Source organism: Pseudomonas sp. S3E12, assembly GCF_001702295.1.
Taxonomy (GTDB): domain Bacteria; phylum Pseudomonadota; class Gammaproteobacteria; order Pseudomonadales; family Pseudomonadaceae; genus Aquipseudomonas; species Aquipseudomonas marginalis.
In genome coordinates, this window is record NZ_MBDT01000032.1 from 866,640 (window position 1) to 882,716 (window position 16,077).

At 59.7% G+C, this 16,077-nt stretch carries 20 protein-coding genes; 8 read left to right on the plus strand and 12 right to left on the minus strand.

The window, feature by feature from the left end:
* Positions 1-103: 103 nt before the first annotated feature.
* Positions 104-499 (minus strand): hypothetical protein, encoded by a 396-nt coding sequence (locus BB029_RS28160; RefSeq protein ID WP_027608113.1) that lies wholly within the window; start codon positions 497-499, stop codon positions 104-106.
* Between the two features lie 459 nt (positions 500-958).
* Here BB029_RS28160 and BB029_RS28165 point away from each other — a divergent pair, with 459 nt between their 5' ends.
* Positions 959-1,366 (plus strand): hypothetical protein, encoded by a 408-nt coding sequence (locus BB029_RS28165; RefSeq protein ID WP_027608114.1) that lies wholly within the window; start codon positions 959-961, stop codon positions 1,364-1,366.
* A gap of 21 nt (positions 1,367-1,387) precedes the next feature.
* Here BB029_RS28165 and BB029_RS28170 read toward each other — a convergent pair whose 3' ends face one another.
* Positions 1,388-2,026 carry a response regulator transcription factor gene (locus BB029_RS28170; protein ID WP_065941780.1) on the minus strand — a complete coding sequence of 213 codons (639 nt, stop codon included), beginning with the start codon at positions 2,024-2,026 and terminating at the stop codon, positions 1,388-1,390.
* A 96-nt stretch (positions 2,027-2,122) separates the two neighbouring features.
* Here BB029_RS28170 and BB029_RS28175 point away from each other — a divergent pair, with 96 nt between their 5' ends.
* Positions 2,123-3,739, plus strand: a complete 1,617-nt coding sequence (locus tag BB029_RS28175; protein ID WP_371914635.1) for a hybrid sensor histidine kinase/response regulator — start codon at positions 2,123-2,125, stop codon at positions 3,737-3,739.
* A gap of 77 nt (positions 3,740-3,816) precedes the next feature.
* On the opposite strand, the gene alaE is transcribed toward BB029_RS28175, so the two are convergent.
* Together alaE and BB029_RS28185 are read right to left on the minus strand one after the other, a co-directional pair.
* A complete protein-coding gene (gene alaE, locus BB029_RS28180; RefSeq protein WP_065941711.1) occupies positions 3,817-4,278 on the minus strand; it encodes an L-alanine exporter AlaE in 462 nt (153 codons plus the stop codon).
* A gap of 113 nt (positions 4,279-4,391) precedes the next feature.
* Positions 4,392-5,315: a LysR family transcriptional regulator gene (locus BB029_RS28185; RefSeq protein WP_065941712.1), complete on the minus strand. Its 924-nt coding sequence runs from the start codon at positions 5,313-5,315 to the stop codon at positions 4,392-4,394.
* Between the two features lie 175 nt (positions 5,316-5,490).
* Here BB029_RS28185 and BB029_RS28190 point away from each other — a divergent pair, with 175 nt between their 5' ends.
* A complete protein-coding gene (locus BB029_RS28190) occupies positions 5,491-6,138 on the plus strand; it encodes a hydrolase (RefSeq protein ID WP_065941713.1) in 648 nt (215 codons plus the stop codon).
* Positions 6,139-6,317: 179 nt separating this feature from the next.
* Here BB029_RS28190 and BB029_RS28195 read toward each other — a convergent pair whose 3' ends face one another.
* The gene (locus BB029_RS28195; RefSeq protein ID WP_065941714.1) at positions 6,318-7,061 is read right to left on the minus strand and encodes a class I SAM-dependent methyltransferase; all 744 of its coding nucleotides are present in this window, start codon (positions 7,059-7,061) and stop codon (positions 6,318-6,320) included.
* 103 nt (positions 7,062-7,164) lie between these two features.
* Between BB029_RS28195 and BB029_RS28200 the strand changes: the two genes are divergently transcribed.
* Entirely contained in the window at positions 7,165-7,521 is a 357-nt protein-coding gene (locus BB029_RS28200; protein WP_065941715.1) for a VOC family protein, read from the plus strand.
* A gap of 58 nt (positions 7,522-7,579) precedes the next feature.
* On the opposite strand, the gene BB029_RS28205 is transcribed toward BB029_RS28200, so the two are convergent.
* Entirely contained in the window at positions 7,580-8,449 is an 870-nt protein-coding gene (locus tag BB029_RS28205) for a GyrI-like domain-containing protein (RefSeq protein ID WP_065941716.1), read from the minus strand.
* 97 nt (positions 8,450-8,546) lie between these two features.
* Positions 8,547-8,939 (minus strand): RidA family protein, encoded by a 393-nt coding sequence (locus BB029_RS28210; RefSeq protein WP_065941717.1) that lies wholly within the window; start codon positions 8,937-8,939, stop codon positions 8,547-8,549.
* 137 nt (positions 8,940-9,076) lie between these two features.
* Between BB029_RS28210 and BB029_RS28215 the strand changes: the two genes are divergently transcribed.
* On the plus strand, positions 9,077-10,006 hold the full coding sequence (locus BB029_RS28215) for a LysR family transcriptional regulator (protein ID WP_065941782.1): 930 nt from the start codon (positions 9,077-9,079) through the stop codon (positions 10,004-10,006).
* A 44-nt stretch (positions 10,007-10,050) separates the two neighbouring features.
* On the opposite strand, the gene BB029_RS28220 is transcribed toward BB029_RS28215, so the two are convergent.
* A complete protein-coding gene (locus tag BB029_RS28220; RefSeq protein WP_065941718.1) occupies positions 10,051-10,533 on the minus strand; it encodes a DUF2867 domain-containing protein in 483 nt (160 codons plus the stop codon).
* A 198-nt stretch (positions 10,534-10,731) separates the two neighbouring features.
* Here BB029_RS28220 and BB029_RS28225 point away from each other — a divergent pair, with 198 nt between their 5' ends.
* Positions 10,732-11,370 (plus strand): hypothetical protein, encoded by a 639-nt coding sequence (locus tag BB029_RS28225; RefSeq protein WP_065941719.1) that lies wholly within the window; start codon positions 10,732-10,734, stop codon positions 11,368-11,370.
* Positions 11,371-11,444: 74 nt separating this feature from the next.
* Positions 11,445-11,666: a hypothetical protein gene (locus tag BB029_RS28230; protein ID WP_065941720.1), complete on the plus strand. Its 222-nt coding sequence runs from the start codon at positions 11,445-11,447 to the stop codon at positions 11,664-11,666.
* Positions 11,667-11,751: 85 nt separating this feature from the next.
* On the opposite strand, the gene BB029_RS28235 is transcribed toward BB029_RS28230, so the two are convergent.
* Genes BB029_RS28235 through BB029_RS28250 form a run of 4 tightly spaced genes read right to left on the minus strand, consistent with a single transcriptional unit; the run spans position 11,752 to position 15,008 of the window.
* Positions 11,752-11,949, minus strand: coding sequence for a hypothetical protein (locus tag BB029_RS28235; RefSeq protein ID WP_065941721.1), 198 nt, complete (start codon positions 11,947-11,949; stop codon positions 11,752-11,754).
* Positions 11,946-13,901, minus strand: a complete 1,956-nt coding sequence (locus BB029_RS28240; RefSeq protein ID WP_065941722.1) for an FUSC family protein — start codon at positions 13,899-13,901, stop codon at positions 11,946-11,948. Before BB029_RS28240 ends, BB029_RS28235 begins: the two co-directional genes overlap by 4 nt.
* Positions 13,901-14,809 carry an HlyD family secretion protein gene (locus BB029_RS28245; protein ID WP_065941723.1) on the minus strand — a complete coding sequence of 303 codons (909 nt, stop codon included), beginning with the start codon at positions 14,807-14,809 and terminating at the stop codon, positions 13,901-13,903. Before BB029_RS28245 ends, BB029_RS28240 begins: the two co-directional genes overlap by 1 nt.
* 10 nt (positions 14,810-14,819) lie before the next feature.
* Positions 14,820-15,008 carry a DUF1656 domain-containing protein gene (locus tag BB029_RS28250; RefSeq protein ID WP_027608439.1) on the minus strand — a complete coding sequence of 63 codons (189 nt, stop codon included), beginning with the start codon at positions 15,006-15,008 and terminating at the stop codon, positions 14,820-14,822.
* Positions 15,009-15,125: 117 nt separating this feature from the next.
* Here BB029_RS28250 and BB029_RS28255 point away from each other — a divergent pair, with 117 nt between their 5' ends.
* Positions 15,126-15,980, plus strand: coding sequence for a helix-turn-helix domain-containing protein (locus BB029_RS28255; RefSeq protein ID WP_141696596.1), 855 nt, complete (start codon positions 15,126-15,128; stop codon positions 15,978-15,980).
* The last annotated feature ends 97 nt before the right edge of the window (positions 15,981-16,077 follow it).

The following is a 16,077-nucleotide window of genomic DNA, read 5'->3' on the forward strand; positions in this document are numbered from 1 at the left end:
GGGGGATGCATCGCTGGATGCCGCCCCCTTGAGAACAATAAGGCGTAGGTTGGCGTGTTAAGGCATCAAACGACACGGCGTGTCGTATCAGAAGTGGAACGTGTCAGTAAAGCCTGTAGTAATCCACCACGTCATCCACGAAGTAAATTATCAACCTCGTTCCCTTGGTCTGGCTTTGAGCTTTTTTCGTGCCCGTCACACTGCCGACATCATTGGCGACACCTTGAGCCTTGGACACTTGCGACGAGGCGTCGTACATCTTCAGGCTTGTCTCGGTCGAGACATATTTGTGGGCCAGGGTCATGTACTTTTCCAGGCCCTCCTGGTTTTTATCATAGGTCCAGTTGGACCCGTTGCTTCTGCTCGTTGAATCAAGTTCCTCTTCGGCTGGAGCGCCGAACAATTGCGTCACCTGAGTCTTGGTAGTTTTTCCCGGGATGATGGTTTTCTTCAGGTAAGCAACATCGTACTTTTGTGCTCCAGGATTTAAGGAATTCATCAAATCCCCAGTGTTAGCACAGCCTCCCAGGCCTGCGGTCAGTATGCACAGCGTGAATCCGATTCTAAGTAGTTTTCCATATTTCAAGCACATAGACTTACCTTGAGTTGTGATTAATACCATTCCATTTCGACCGGGTGCACGGTGAAGTTGACACAACGTAGTGCAACTAATCGAGCCTTTGGATTCACACGCGGGCAAACACACTGGAACACTTCAACGCTGAAGTTAAAGTGCATTCCGGTGTGCGCTCGGGCTCAAAGCCTTTAAGACTTTTTCGAGCGTGTACAGCTTATGAGGGCGCGTGAGCTGACGCTATAGTACAAGTGTGCTATAGGCGGCCAACAGGGACTTGTCTAGCATAGCCAGATGGACATTAATGGCTTGAATTAATGTAATAAATTACTCGCCAGTTGATGTAATGCCCGATTATTGAAGCCGCATGAATGGAGTCGAAATATGAAATCATGGATCACCGTCTTATCCATTCTGATGCTGTCCGGGTGTGCGGGTTCTCCCTTGAGTAATCTGGTCATGAACCAGCGTTATCAAACGACATCGGACATTACTGCTTCATGGGTAGGTGCATCCGAAGATGAATTGGTGACGTCATGGGGGGCGCCAAAAAACAGCCATGGCCTCAGTGATGGCAACTCGAAAATCATCGGCTACGACTACGTATGGCTTACAAACGGCAGCCATTCGATGGAATGGGGTTATGTGCCTGATTACGCCCGTTGCGAACAGCGGTTCATGATTGAAAAGGGCGTGGTGACCCGCTGGTATTCATCTGGCGACTGTCCAAAAAGGCCTAAAGGCGCCAAGTTGATCCCCGGTAACACCCCCGTGCCCCAACCCACGCTCTAATGGTCATTGCACCGTCTTGATTCACGTATCGAGCTTGCCCGGCCACCCACTGGCACCGGGAAAGTTACTGAATTGAGCCGCCGCCGCCGCACGGGTGGGCACACCCAGGGATTTAAGCAGAGTGGAAACATGGATGCGTACGGTGAACGGGGAGATCCCCAGTTGCTTGGCTATTTCCTTATTGGTCTTGCCCGCCGCAACCAGGCCGAGCACTTGCCGCTGGCGGGCGGTGAGTGAGGCAAGGCTTGGGTCCAGCAGGGGATTTTCGGGGTTGTACTTCACCACGACTTCCCCTTCCCGAATCGCCAGGATGGCTTCGGCAATGCCTGCCGGATCAACGTTTTTGCCGATAAAGCCATCAGCGCCTTGGGCGATGACCTGGGAAATAATGTCCAGGTCATCGACCATCGACACCACAATGATCGAGGTGCGCTTGAACTCGTTGCGCAGCTGGCCTATGACCTGCATAGACGTGATACCGGGAAAGCGCAGGTCCAGAATCAACGAATCAACTTCTGCGCCCGCACGCGCCAGCGCCAGTACTTCATCCAGATTGCCCGCCTGCTCTATTATCGCTGTCGGCATAAGCCGTTCTATGGTTCTCAGCATACCTTCGCGAAACAGAGGATGGTCATCTGCCACTATGATTCTGTGCGTCATGTCAAGGTCCATCTCACCTCAGGTCCGGCGCATCGTAACGCAAACTGTAACGCCAGGTTTCAACTTTTAAGCGACTTCTTACCCTGGAGAATCGCAATGAACATGACGGAAAAGAACAGTGAGCTGGACCAGGCCACGTTGCGGTTGACGGTCAGCACCTGTGCTTCGCTGTACATCTTTGTGGTGGCCCTCCTTCCTTCAAGTGACTTCGCCACCTATGTACCGATCATGTGGTACATGGCGTTTTTCATCAGCGTGGCAGTCCCCCTGCGCATGGCGATCAAGCGCTGGCCAGGGCACTTTTTCTGGCGCCGATTGTTCGCCATGGCCCATGACTATACCGGCATCGCTTTCGCCATGATCGTGGGTGGAGAAGGCGCGTTGCCGGTTTATGCCGCGTTGCTCTGGGTCACATTGGGCAATGGCATGCGCTTTGGCTCGCGCTACTTGACCGCCGCGACACTCATCGCGCTGAGCATGCTGGTCATGATCTTCATGCTCACCCCCTTCTGGCGCGCACAGCCCTACATGTTCCTGATGCTGATCGTGACCACCATCGTCGTGCCGGCCTATGCGCACATTCTGCTCAAGCGCACGCGTATCGCATCGGAAGAGGCGATCGCCGCCAATCAGGAGAAATCACGCTTTCTCGCCCAGGCCAGCCACGACCTGCGCCAGCCCATCCACTCCATCGGCCTGTTCACCGCATGCCTGCGTGACGCGAATCTGGGCGGCGAAGAACTGCGACTGGTGGACAACATCGACCGCTCGCTGCATACCGTCTCTCAATTGTTCCGTTCGATCCTGGATATCTACACCCTCGACAACGGAAAGCTGGAGCCGCAAGCGGAGCCGGTGAACCTGGGCGCGCTGCTGCGGGACGTCGTCAAACAGAACACCGAGGCCGCGCGCTGGGCCGGGGTTCAACTGCGCCTGCGTCCTTGCGAGCACTGGGTGAATGTCAATGCGGGGCTGTTGACCACCATGGTGCAGAACCTGGTGTCGAATACGCTCAAATACGCGTCCGGCCAACCGGTCCTGATCGGTGTGCGTCCCAGAGGCAAGGGCTTGGCCATTGTCATCTACGACAAGGGACGCGGCATCGCCGCTGAACATCTGCCGGACGTATTCAAGGAGTTTTACCGGGTGCGCCACGCACGCGACAAGGATGTCGAAGGCCTGGGGTTGGGCTTGTCCATCGTCAAGCGCATCAGCCAGTTGCTCAATCTGGATATCCAGTTGGACTCCCGACTCGGCCAAGGCACCCGCGCCACTATCCAACGCCTGGAAAGCGTCGCGCCGGGCACCGAGACACAACGGCCAGCGCCCACGCAAAGCCGTCTGCAGGGTCTGCGGGTCTGCCTGGTGGAAGACGATTCCAACGTACTGATGGCGACCTCGGCCTTGCTGGAAAAATGGGGATGCGAGGTAGAAAGTCATAGCGATGGACTGAACGTGACCACGGAATGCGACATCATCATTGCCGACTTCGACCTGGGCCCTAGGATTTCAGGCGCCGAGTGTATCGCCGCGATTCGCGAACAGCGTGGTTGGGAAGTACCGGCCATGATCATGACCGGCCATGAAATCGAGCGTATCCGCAGCACATTGATCCATATGAATATCTCCATCCTGTCCAAGCCCGTGCGTCCGCCTGAATTGCGAACGACCTTGCTCGAACTGACCAAGCATTTCGCCAGGGAAATGGGTTAGCTGGAGGATGTCCATGCCCAGACATATCGAAGAACGTCCGTCCGACCACTGCAACAGAATCGCTCAGCAGCGGTCGCTCAGCTGTTCAGCGACATCGGCTTGTCTCCACCCGGAGGCAATCCAAACATCTTGCGCACCCCATTGAGAAACGCGCCATAAGGCCGGCCCAGAACCAGCATCATCAACGCCGCACCGAGCGTGCCGCGCACCAGCCCACTTCCCGATGCACCACTGAAGGCAATGATCGCTGCATAGATGGGCACCTGGAAGCTGACGAGGGCAAGGCTGTCCCATAGCAACCTGGAAACCCGACCCTGACTGGCGCGCGTCATCACCCAATCCCGCCATAGGCCGTAAGGTCTCGCGACCGGCACCATCAGCACTGCGCCCAGAAGGCGCGCATGAAGGACCTGATCCCAGGCCATGCCGGCAATGAAACGTTCATTGATGATGCCGGTGATTGTGAAAAACACGATCAGCGCTGTTGTGTCTGCAAAAAACGCAGTCCGGCCCATTGACTGTTGCGAACGTTGAAGCACATCACATCTCCTGTCCTGGCTTGGACAAACAAAGCGCTGGACCTTGATTCACGCACGACGCCAGCTCAGCCAACAGTGCCAACCTTCAGCTCGGTTACTCGGCCCACCATGATTCAGCTATTCGGCGGCGCATCTTCCCGATGTGACAGCGGCTGCACCGCCAGGTGCGGAGATTCGCCGAAGAACTCGATCAGCAGTTCGGTGAGCACGCGTATTTTCCGGGCGGGATGCGGACCCGGCGGGCGGAGGATGTAGGCCCCGGCCGGTGGTGGTGGATGGTTTGTCATGATCGGTACCAGTGCGCCGGATGCCACGTGTTCATGGGTGAGGCAGTCAGGCAGGTAGGCGACGCCGAGGCCAGCGATCGCGGCGGCAACAAGGGCGATGCCGTTGTCGGCCTTGAAGCGTCCTTGTGGACGAACCGTGATGATCTTGTCGCCGTCCATGAACTGCCAGGCTTCAGTGCCTTGCAGAAGCGCCTGATGGTCGACCAGGTCGTCCGGCGTCGCGGGGGCACCGTGCGCCTTGATGTAATCCGTGCTCGCGACGAGCTTGGTATAGACCGGGCCAATACGCCTTGCGATCAAGTTGGAGTCCTTCAGATACCCCACGCGAATGGCGCAATCGTAGCCCTCGGTGATGAGGTCAACGAAGCGATCGCTGTAGCAAGTCTGCATATGCAACTGAGGGTGACGGCGTGCCATTTCCGCCAGCACCGGTGCGAAATGAGTCGGGCCAAACGACAGCGGGACGGCCACGCGCAGGCGGCCGCGAAGCGCACCGGCAGGCAGGATCGTTTCCTTGGCGATGTCGATCTCGGTGCAGACTCTGGCGGCGTAGTCCCTGAATGTCGCGCCGGACTCAGTGAGTGCCGCCCCGCGAGTGGAGCGTGCCAGCAGTTGCACGCCCAGTTCGCTTTCAAGCCGAGCCAGGCGACGACTGACGATCGACTTCGATACGCCAAGACGCACTGCAGCCTGCGAAATGCCCCCGGCATCGGCCACCTCCACGAAGGTCTGTAGTTCTTCGATATCCATGCTTGCGTTCCCCATCATGCGACACAGCACATCGCGCGATGCTACTACTGCGTCGAACATGGGAACAGCACAATGGATTTTCCAGGCACAGCATCCTCTACCCGTGTCCTGGAATCCATTACCCGCACGGGCTCAGGCCCTTTTACCAACGTGCCCCCATAAAAAGGATTTGCCCATGGCAAGCGAGACTCTGCGCAACCCTCATACCGACCCACTACTGACCCCGGAAAACTCAGCGTTGATCATCATCGATTATCAGCCTGTTCAGGTTTCCTCGATCCGCTCGATGCCGCGTGACGAACTCGTCTTCAACATCACCAGCGTCGCCAGGGCGGCGGTCAACTACAACCTTCCGATCATCCATTCCACCGTCAATGTAGCGACCGGTCGCAACAAACCGCCGATCCAGGAACTGCAAGAGGTACTCGGCCACCTGCCGACCTATGACCGCACCTCGATCAACAGTTGGGAGGACATGGAATTCAAACAGGCGGTCAAGGCACTTGGGCGTAGGAAACTCATCATGACGGCGCTCTGGACCGAGGCCTGCCTGACATTCCCGGTGCTCGACGCTATCCAGGAAGGCTATGAAGTGTATGTGCCGGTCGACGCGGTTGGCGGCACATCGCTCGCCGCACACGAGGCGGCGCTACGCAGAATGGAGCAGGCGGGCGCGAAGCTCATCAGCCGCGTGCAGATGTATTGCGAACTGCAGCGCGACTGGGCGCGAGAAGTGACCGTGCCGGGCTTTATGGGCGTGTTCGAGAACTTCGACGGGTTCAACGCTGAAAAGGCTCTGGAGGAAGCGGGCAAGAAAACCTGATCAAAGGGCAGTTGATGATTGCGTGATGGCCCTGGCCTGATGTGGCGTTCATCGGTCAACGCTTGCGTGCCCAGGTTTCAGCCGCAGAAGAAGCGCCAGCAAGTTAAATCAAATCAACTCAACCCGCGCTGGCATCATTGCGATCCAGCGCGTCAGCATCAGGGCCGCCTGGCAGTTCATTACCGCTTCACACACACAAACAACGCATTGCCGGTCACGCCCGCCCAGGGCGTGATCCGCTCATAGTCATGCTCGAACACCTGCACCTCAAAGTACGGCTGTAACAGCCCCTGCAACTCCGTGAAGCTCAACGCCACCATGGTGTGCTCATCCTGCCAGGCCTGGGTCACCCCCGCCGTGGTCTTCTCGATACTCAGGCGCAGTGCCTGTTGCTCCCCTTCTCCGCGGTAATGCCAGCCGGAGCCGAAGGTGAAATGACTGCCTTCAAACTCCACGCTATGGCGTACCAGCAAGCGGTTGTCGATATGCAGTTTGTCCACCGCGTTGAAGCAGAACACGCCGTTGTCGGCGAGTGCGCCGTGCACGCTGGCGAGGCAGGCGCGCAGTTGCGCGAGCCCGGGGTTGTAGTGGGTCGAGTACAGGAAGCAGGTGATCAGGTCTTGCGGTTCGTCCACCTGGAAACCGGCCATGTCCTGGCGGCTGAACCGTGCCTCGGGGCAGCGCAGTTGGGCGAGGTCCAGCATCGGTTGGCTGATGTCCAGGCCGGTGCTGCGGTAGCCGAAGTCGAGGAAGTGGCGCACATGGGGCCCGGTGCCGCAGGCAAGGTCCAGATGGCGGCGCCCGTCATTGCCGAACAACTGGTGCAGGCGGCGCACGCTGTGGCTCTGCGCGCGGTAGTCGATGTCGGCGCACATCAGGTCGTAGTAGATGGACAGGTCGGTGTACAGCGCGTTGGAGGACATAAGTGGCCAGAGGGTTCGGCGGGAATTTCGCGCCGGCATGGTAACCCAGTCCCGGGTGTAAACCGCTACACTCGCCCCTCAACCATCCGCCAAGGAGGCAACCATGAGCGTTCGCGGTCTAGACCGACAGATCGACAATATCGAGTTCAACGTGGGCGATATCGCCCGCAGCAAAGCCTTCTACGGCGCAGTGTTCGGCTGGACATTCGTCGACTACGGCCCCACCTACACCGAGTTCAGCGATGGCAGGCTGACCGGCGGGTTCACTACCGCAGAACCCGTTCGACCGGGTGGCCCGCTGGTGATCCTGTACGCGGATGATCTTGAAGGCACGCAGCAGCGGCTCAAATCCGCAGGCGCCGTGATCAGCCGCGAGACCTTTTCGTTCCCCGGTGGCAGCAGGTTTCACTTCATTGACCCGGATGGTTATGAACTGGCGGTGTGGACCGCTCAGCCGTAGCTGGCCGCAACACCAGGCGTGGAAGCGCAGTTGCGCTCCCACAGGCTGGCGAGCGCCGCTATTGCAACGGCACATAAATATCGGTCTGCCATTGATCCTGCGGTGTCTCGGGGAAAATGCTCAGGTATTCGAAAAACAACGGCTGGTCCCGAAGCTCCTCGCCGCTGCCAGGCAGCCAGTCGCGGTAGATCGGATAGATCGACTCTGCGATGTGATCCGGCGAACCCACGTGACGCACCACCACACAGCGCCCGCCGGGGATGACGCGTTCAGTGACGCCGAACTCATTCGCGGCCAGCGCCTGGTGAATCTCGCCGCAAATGGCAAACCGGAACTCATCGGCCGGGGTCGTATCAGGATTGTCGAAGGGAATACCGAAGCTGCGACTTGAAGCCACCGGCGACTGCCCGCTGTGCATGCGCCACGCAATGAATGTCTGCACGCTTTCATTCACGCGCCCTGGGGCGCCGCGGTGCTCGAATGCGGCCACCTTGACCGCAGGAAACTCCACAATTCGTACCTGCATGATGATGCTCCTGGAAAAGTAAGGGACGCTGAATACCCCGCGCCAGAGCTGCCAATCCGGTCGTTTCCGGAATGCGCTCGGCGCCATGCCGAACGCTCGCCTGAACGCCCTGGCAAAGGCTTCAGGACTTTCGAAGCCAGCCCCCAGCGCCGCCTCAAGCACCGAATAATCAGCGCGGGAAGACAAGTCATGTGCCGCGTGGCGCAGGCGCATCAGTTGCACATAGCGCGCAACCGGCATGCCCATGAACGCGGTGAATTGCCGATGGAAGTGAAACACCGAAAAATGCGCCACCTCGCTCAGCGCCTTCACCGACAAGTCACCTTCAAGATTCGCGTCGATATAGGCGAGTACGGCGTCGAAGCGCTGTGTGTAGGCGGCGTTGCCTGGCAAGTCAGACACGGGTTGCAAGCTCCGGGATAGGCGTTGGACGATAGGATCGACTATACCGACAGCCTGCGCCTAGCCGTGCTTGCTGAGGTGGAGGTGCCAGCACGGATTACAAAGGAAGCCTGGCAATCACCTTGATCTCGAACTGGTACCCATACAGCCACGTAACCCCCACGCCAGTCAGCGTCGGGTGCGGCGCCTCGCCCCAGAACTCCGGCACCACCTTCCAGATCGTCTCGAACCTGGATTCGGGATCGACGATAAACACCGTCACGTCGATCACATCGTCAAAGGTGCAGCCGGCAGACCCCAGGATCGCATTCAGGTTGTTGAACGCCAGACGGACCTGATCCTCCAGATCGGGCTCGGGCGAGCCGTCTGCATGGCTGCCGACCTGCCCCGACACGAATAAAAAGCCATTGGACTTAATGGCCGGTGAATAGCGATTGCGCTCATACAGCGCCTGGCGTCCAGGCGGAAAAACCACATTGCGCTGCGTCATGGAAGCCTCCTTCAAAGGGTCGAGATTGACCCGCAATTAACGATGGGCAGACTCTAGGGGCTTGTGCCAGGACGATAAACCAGCAACTTTAGCCAGCACTGTTTGTGAAACCCAAACAATCGATCGCCGAGGCCTTAATGGACCGTTTTGATGCAATGCAGGCATTTGCTCGCGTGGTGGAGGCCGGCAGCTTCACCAAGGCCGCCGAGACCCTGCACATGAGCAAGACCACCGTTACGCAACTGGTGCAGCAGTTGGAGGCACGCCTGCGGGTCAAATTGCTTAACCGCACCACACGCAAAGTCAACGTCACGGCCGACGGTGCCGTGTACTACGAACGCGTGCTGCAGCTGCTGGCCGATATGGACGACGCCGAGACCAGCCTGTCCGGCGCGGCAACCCTGCCCAGGGGCCGCCTGCGCGTGGATGTGCCGAGCCCACTGGCCAGCATGATCCTCGTCCCCGCGTTGCCTGGGTTTTACGCCCGCTACCCGGACATCCAGATCGACATGGGCGTCAGCGATCGTATCGTCGATATGATCGATGAGAACGTCGATTGCGTGGTGCGCGGCGGTGAACTCACCGACCAATCCCTGATGGCCCGGCGTGTAGGCGACCTGGCGCTCGGCGTGTTTGCCGCCCCGAGCTACCTGGCACGCTTAGGTACGCCCGCCCACCCACGGGAACTGGAAGATGCCAACCATCGTATCGTCGGCTTCCTGTGGGCCCGCACCGGCAAACCCCTGCCCTATGCCATGCGCAAGCACCAGGAAAGTCTCCAGATCAAGGGCCGCTACGCCCTGGCGGTCGATGATGGCAATGCCTACCTCGCCGCCGGCCTGGCGGGCCTTGGCGTGCTGTGGCTGCCCAGCTACATGTCGAAAGCCTTCGAGGACCGGGGCGAATTAGTGCCCTTGTTCAAGGACTGGCACCTTGATCCGATGCCGCTTTACGTGGCCTTTCCGCCAAACCGGCATATCAGCCTCAAGCTGCGCGTGTTTATCGAATGGGTGGCTGAGTTGCTGGCCGTGCATGCCCCTGTCAGTGGGCGACAGGATGGGTGCTGATGGACGCGTGTATGGGTTCGCTGATCGACCGGAACAAGCAACCTCTACTGCCTTTCAAGGCTTCTCTTCAATCGGCGCAGATGACTACTGACGATCACTTTATGGGCGAGCCCTACCGGTAACATGTAGATGCGTCCATAGAGGTTATGCGTGACGACCGATGATGTGAAGGTGAGCACACGATCTGTTATCGAAAGGCAGATCATGACATCCAGATGGCTGTCACGCTCGGTAAGAACCAGGATATCGGAGGCGCTGTGCTCCACCAGAAAGAAATCCAGGTGTTCGCCTGCGTGTACCGTTTTTCGCGCAACGCCGGAGAACCCGCCGATTCGCTTCACACCGAATAACGAAGAAATTGCGTCCCTTATTCGGAAAGCCAACCGCATGGCCAGCCCCGGCTCAGCCGTTGTGATGTTCCACGCGTCAAGCATGGTGATTTCAACGGGGAGCTGAACCGACCTAATGTGGTAGTAATCGAGCTCCGACAGTGCACGCAACGTGTGAGCTGGTGATGTGATAGGCAATTTTCATCCCGTCCAGTGGGCCAATTTTCATTCCCGATAACATCCGAGGCTGAGTGTTATGCGGCTATGTTACGTCAATGTACAGCCGCCATGAACGCCCCCTCCCTGACCCTTCCCCCGTGTATCGCAAGTGGGCGAACATATCCCCGCCATAGTATGGTTGCGGCCTCCAACCCTCACAGGATATGAAGGTTACCCATGCGTTTACTGTTTCCCCTGGCCGTCAGCTTGACACTGATCGGCTGCGCCACCACCAAGACCGACGTTCGCAACGAAGCACAAATCAGCCGATATGATCCGACCACTACCGCGCGTGTCCGCCTGATCACCGGTGACACCACCCACGCCGGCTTTATCAGTGGCCAGACCTGCGAGATGTTCTACAACGAGTCCCTGCTGACCAAAACCCCCGAAGAAGCCGGATGGCAAACAGCCCATGTGGACTCGGCAGGGCTCTACCCTTTCCGGGCGACAGACCGCCAGAACAGCGTGATTGGCATGCCCGCCAGCAAGGCGAGCAAGGCCATCAACCGTTCGCCCAAGGTGTTTGACGAACACGTCATCCCGGCCGGTAAACCCTTTATTGCCGGGTTCGCCATGGGGGGCTCGCAGCTATCCTGCTTTCCCGCGCCTGTCACGCTGATCCCCGAGCCGGGTAAAGACTATGAAATGGAACTTCAAATGATGAAAATCAGCACGTTCAAGGCCGGCTGCGTGATTGCCGTTCGCCAGCTCTCCACCCAGGCCGACACCACCGTAGAAACGCCGCTGAGACCCCAGGTGTGTGCCAAAACACCGTCGGGCTGGTACACCGTGACTCCAGCGTCCTTGCCTTGATCGTCCAAGGACAGTTGTTGAACGGCAGTTGTGCTTGACTCAATGGTTTTCCTCACACTCATACAGGGACAGACATGGGCATTTTGGATCGATTGTTTGGTGGACGCTTTACCATGCCTCCTCCCGAGGAAACCAACCTCTTTGATCAGTGGCTCGCCCGGTTCGGTAAACGGTTTCTTCACCTGGACTCCGGAGGTGAAAATTACGACGGTTTCATTGTTGACGCGGATCGACTGGAAGACGTTATTGAGCTGGCTGGACGAGCGGGAATCCACGTGCGTCTTGAGAGCTTCTGACTCTGCGGTGGAGTGAGGGGCTTCTACAAAACCTGTTCAATCAAGCCCTCGCCCGATGAAAGTCCCTGCCCCGGCCGCTATCCGATCAGGTTTCCTCTTTCCCGGTCATTGCGGCCTTGGACCTCGAGCCCTGATCCCCCCTCGGGCGTTCAGCCTGCTGTTTTTGCTCCTGCTTGAATTGCTGCTGCCAGCGCACCAGCGCCTCAGCCCCGTCCGATGCCTGCACGGCCCATGGCGTCGACGCGATCATGCCGAAAAGCGTCCAGATAAGGAGTTGCTTCATTTCATCTCACCTTGGTTGTTTGAACTGGAACGGATGCGGATATCCGCGTTGGTAATGCTTGAATAGGTGTCGAGCAGCCCGGCTAACTCCTGGTAGCCAGCCGCCAGAGCGTGAGCCCCCAGCCGGGTCAATGATCTCGACGTCCGACGTGCCTGAGCCGCGCCGATCGCGGGAGTGGAGGCATACCGTGAAATACGCCGCTCGCCCCTTTGCACGCACGTGGCGATTGCTGAGTCAGGTTCCAGCTCCCGTGTCTGGCGTTGCAAAGTCAGCAGCCGGCGGCTCAATTGAAGGGACACAGAGCCGGCGCCGCCCGCCGGTTGGTGACCAGCGCCCAAGAGGGTCTGCAAGGCGACCAATCGGTGCTGTTGCCGGGCCTGCCACTTGAGCAGGTCCATGCGGCGCCCGTGCCGGAGTAAGCGCCGGGTGTCCCTGTGCAGCGCCTGGGTCAGGACGTGTACATGGCGGGCAGATTTCCCCGGCAGTAGCTGGAAGGCCAGCAGGCAGATGGCAAGCGCTACCAGCCAGGCGAGCGCTTGATTGGCGAAGTCAGTGAAGTCGTACTGGGCCGTGCCGCCGGTGCCGACGAGGGTGTTGAACGCGATCAGGTAGGCAATGCCCTGCAAGGCGTGGCGCGGCCGGGTGGTGGCATGAATGCCGACGGTCCAGAAGGCGATCAGCACGATGCTGAGCAACGCGAACCCGCTGATATGGGGCAACACCAGGAACTTGCACGCCGCTGCCGTTACGATGCCGTACAGCGTTCCCTCGAAGAAGCGGCCGATGCCTTGAGCGGGCGCCGGGCTGGTGGCCAGCAAGGTGCAGCACGGGCCCAACACTGCCAGCAAGGTTGGCCCCTGGTCCCAGGCGGTCAGGTACCAGACCGCAGCGGTTGCAAGCGTGGCCACAAGGGCACGTAGACCGTTGCGCAGCGCGTCGCCGTAATGGCGGTGGAACCCCACGGCGCGGGCCGGCGTCCGGGGCGCACGCTCAAGGCAGGCAAAGCTCAGCAAGGCGCTGTACAGGTCTGCCAGTTGTTCACTCAAGCACTGCTGGCTTTGACGGTTTTCATGGGCCTGGGCGAGGCGATGCTGCATCTCCCGGACATGCTCGGCTGCCACGGAAAAACCCGGCTTTGCGTCGGCCAGCTGTTGCAGTTGCGCGCCCATTCGAACGAGGGAAGTCAAGCCACCGTGGTTGAGCGGTGACTCGTCCAGGATCACCCCGTGCACATACGCAAGCCCTGCCTGCAGGGTCGCGAGCCTGGAACGGATCAGGCGGGACTCACCTCGGCCGATCCCGAGAAGCTCGTCCACCTTACCCACATCGATGGCCAACTGGCCCTGCGCAATAGCCAGTTGCGCGCCCTGCTCCCCCTCCAATCGCAAGGCCAGCAATCCCAAGGTACGGGCGGCGATGTCCTCAAGTGCCTTGTTCAGTTTGGACTCGACGGTCTTGCGGCTGAACAACGTCGCCACCAGACTCAGGCTCAACACCCCGAGGACCACGGCCGTGCCCCGCGCCACGATATGCTCGAAACCTTGCTGCGGGGCGACAATGGCCGGGCCCAGGGCAAGGCAAACCGTATAGCCTGCGACCACTGCCGCCGTGGCCTGGTAGTGCCGAAGCACGGTCATGGCACCGACACAAAGGCCGAGCCACACCCCGATCCCGAGGATGAACAGCAGCATTTTTTGCGCGAACAGGCCGGTCAGGGCCAGGGCGGCGAGCAACCCCACCAAGGTTCCCAGTACGCGATTGAAGCCCTTGCCGACCACCGCGCCCTGCAGCGGATGGATCAGCAGCAACACGGTCGAAGCCGCCGAGAACGGCGCCTCCAGGTGCAATTGGAAGCCCAGCCACAGGGCCAATGTGGCCGCCGCAAGACTGCGCAGCACATACCCCGAGGTCTCGGGCGACCATGCCCCGAGCATTCGCAGTGCGCGGGCCATCACATGAAATCCTGCAGCCACTGGGTAAGCCGCCAATGGGGGGCGGCCCCCGCCTCGGCGACCTCGATACTCGCAGTCATCCCCGCCGCCAGCTCCACGCCCGGTGGCACCTTATCCAGCTCAATCCGAACCGGCACACGCTGGGCCAGGCGTATCCAGCTGAACGTAGGAGCCACCTGGGGCAGGCCGCTGTTACTGCGCAGCTCGTTGCCGTCGGCAATGCCTCTGCCGAGGCTCGCCACATGTCCTTCAAGCAGCGGTGCAAAGCCCATGAGCTTGATGGACGCCGCGGCCCCCACGCGAACACCGGGCAGCTTGGTCTCCTCGAAGTAAGCGGTGACCCAGAAGCTATGGCTGTCGACCACAAAGATATTGGTATCGCCCGCCGCCGCGTAGTCACCCGGCTGCAGCCGCAGCTGGGTCACATACCCGTCGACCGGAGAACGAACCGTCGTGCGCTGCAGATCCAGCTGCGCGTGGGCCAACTGGCTCTGGGCCGCGTCCACCCGCGCCCTGGCCACCGCCAGGTCCCGGGCCGCATTGTCGGTCTCCTCCCGCGCAATGGCATCGCCGAGTTGCTGGCGACGGCTGAGCTGTGAGCGGCGCTGTTCGAGCACGCTGCGCGCCTCGGCAAGCTCGGCCGTTCGCTGTTGCCGGGCCAGCAGATAGGCGCTGCGGTCGATCTGGTACAGCAAAGCGCCCTTGGCGACCCACTGGTTGTCCTCGACCAGCAGTTGTTCAACCTGGCCGGACACTTCGGGGGCAATACGGATGACTTGCGCGCTGACCCGCCCGTCCCGTGTCCAGGGGGCCAACTCATAGGCGCGCCACAGCTGCGTACACAACAACAGCGCGGTCAAGCCGAGCACCAGGGTGACGAGGGTCTTGAGCAGGTGTTTGATCGTCATCGCCCGCGCCTCAAAACTTCAGCACAAGGATCGAGAGAACGATCAACGACATGCAGAAACGCGCCATGCTCGGGTGCCAGGCCCAGTCCAGCCAGGGCCGCATGATCCGCTCCAGCAGTGCGTAAACCACGGCGGTAACGCCCAGGTAGAGCAAGAAAGGCGGCAGGTAGAGGTGGGCAATCGTGATTTCGCTCAGCATCGTTGAATCTCGCAGTCGGCAATGGCCTTGCTGACGATGGTAGGGACTGCAAGGCCGTGCCGATATTGAGTATGCTGCCAAGATATAATCAAATTCAGACAATCGAGGTGGAGCGACGTGGACGAGACACATCTCTACGGGGTGGATCAATTCGAACTGGACAGTTTCGACCAGCCCGCAGTGGCGTTGATGCTGGGGAGCCAGGGAAACGACACCGAATTCCCCGTCCATACCCACCGCAAAGGCCAACTGGTGGTGGCGTATCACGGCGGCATCGTATGCACCGTAGAGGATGGCGTGTGGATGGTGCCGTCGGGGTTCGGCGTATGGATTCCGGGCGGTATTGCCCACAGCAACCGCGTGACCGCCAACGGCAAGATCGGCTATCTGTTCGTCGAGCCCGGTGCGGCCGCGCTACCGCACACATGCTGCACGCTGGTGCTGTCACCGCTGGTCCTGGAATTGATCCTGCATCTGAGCGCCCAAGCCCAGGACTATCCGCCGGCGTCTGCCAATGCACGCGTGGCGAGCGTGCTCCTCGAACAGTTGGAACTGGCCCCCTCGGAACAGCTGTACCTGCCGCTTCCGGGCACAACGCAGCTGCGTTTCATCGCGCGGGGGTTGGCCCAGGACCCGTCAAATCGCTGCACCATGGCCCAATGGGCACGCCAGGTCGCCATGAGCGAGCGCTCCCTGGCGCGCTTGGTTAAAAGCGAAACTGGGCTAACCTTTGGCCAATGGCGCAAGCAATGGCAAATCATCGTGGCCTTGCAGAGCCTGGCCGAGGGCGAATCCGTGCAACGCACCGCCGAAGCCCTCGGGTACGAGTCGGTCAGTTCGTTCATCAGTATGTTTCGCAAGACTCTGGGCTCGCCGCCGGCGCGGTACATGCGGCGGACCGCAACACATCAGCGGGAACCCCACCTGCCTGGTGAAGCGTTACGCGTCGAACGGTCTAAATTTGCAGAATGACGTGCCGATAGGCTGGATGTAACCCAAGGAGGCGGTTTCCCATGTTCAATACAAAAGCCAAGAACCAGCTTCACGCCCAGGCAGCCGAGCTGTTGGA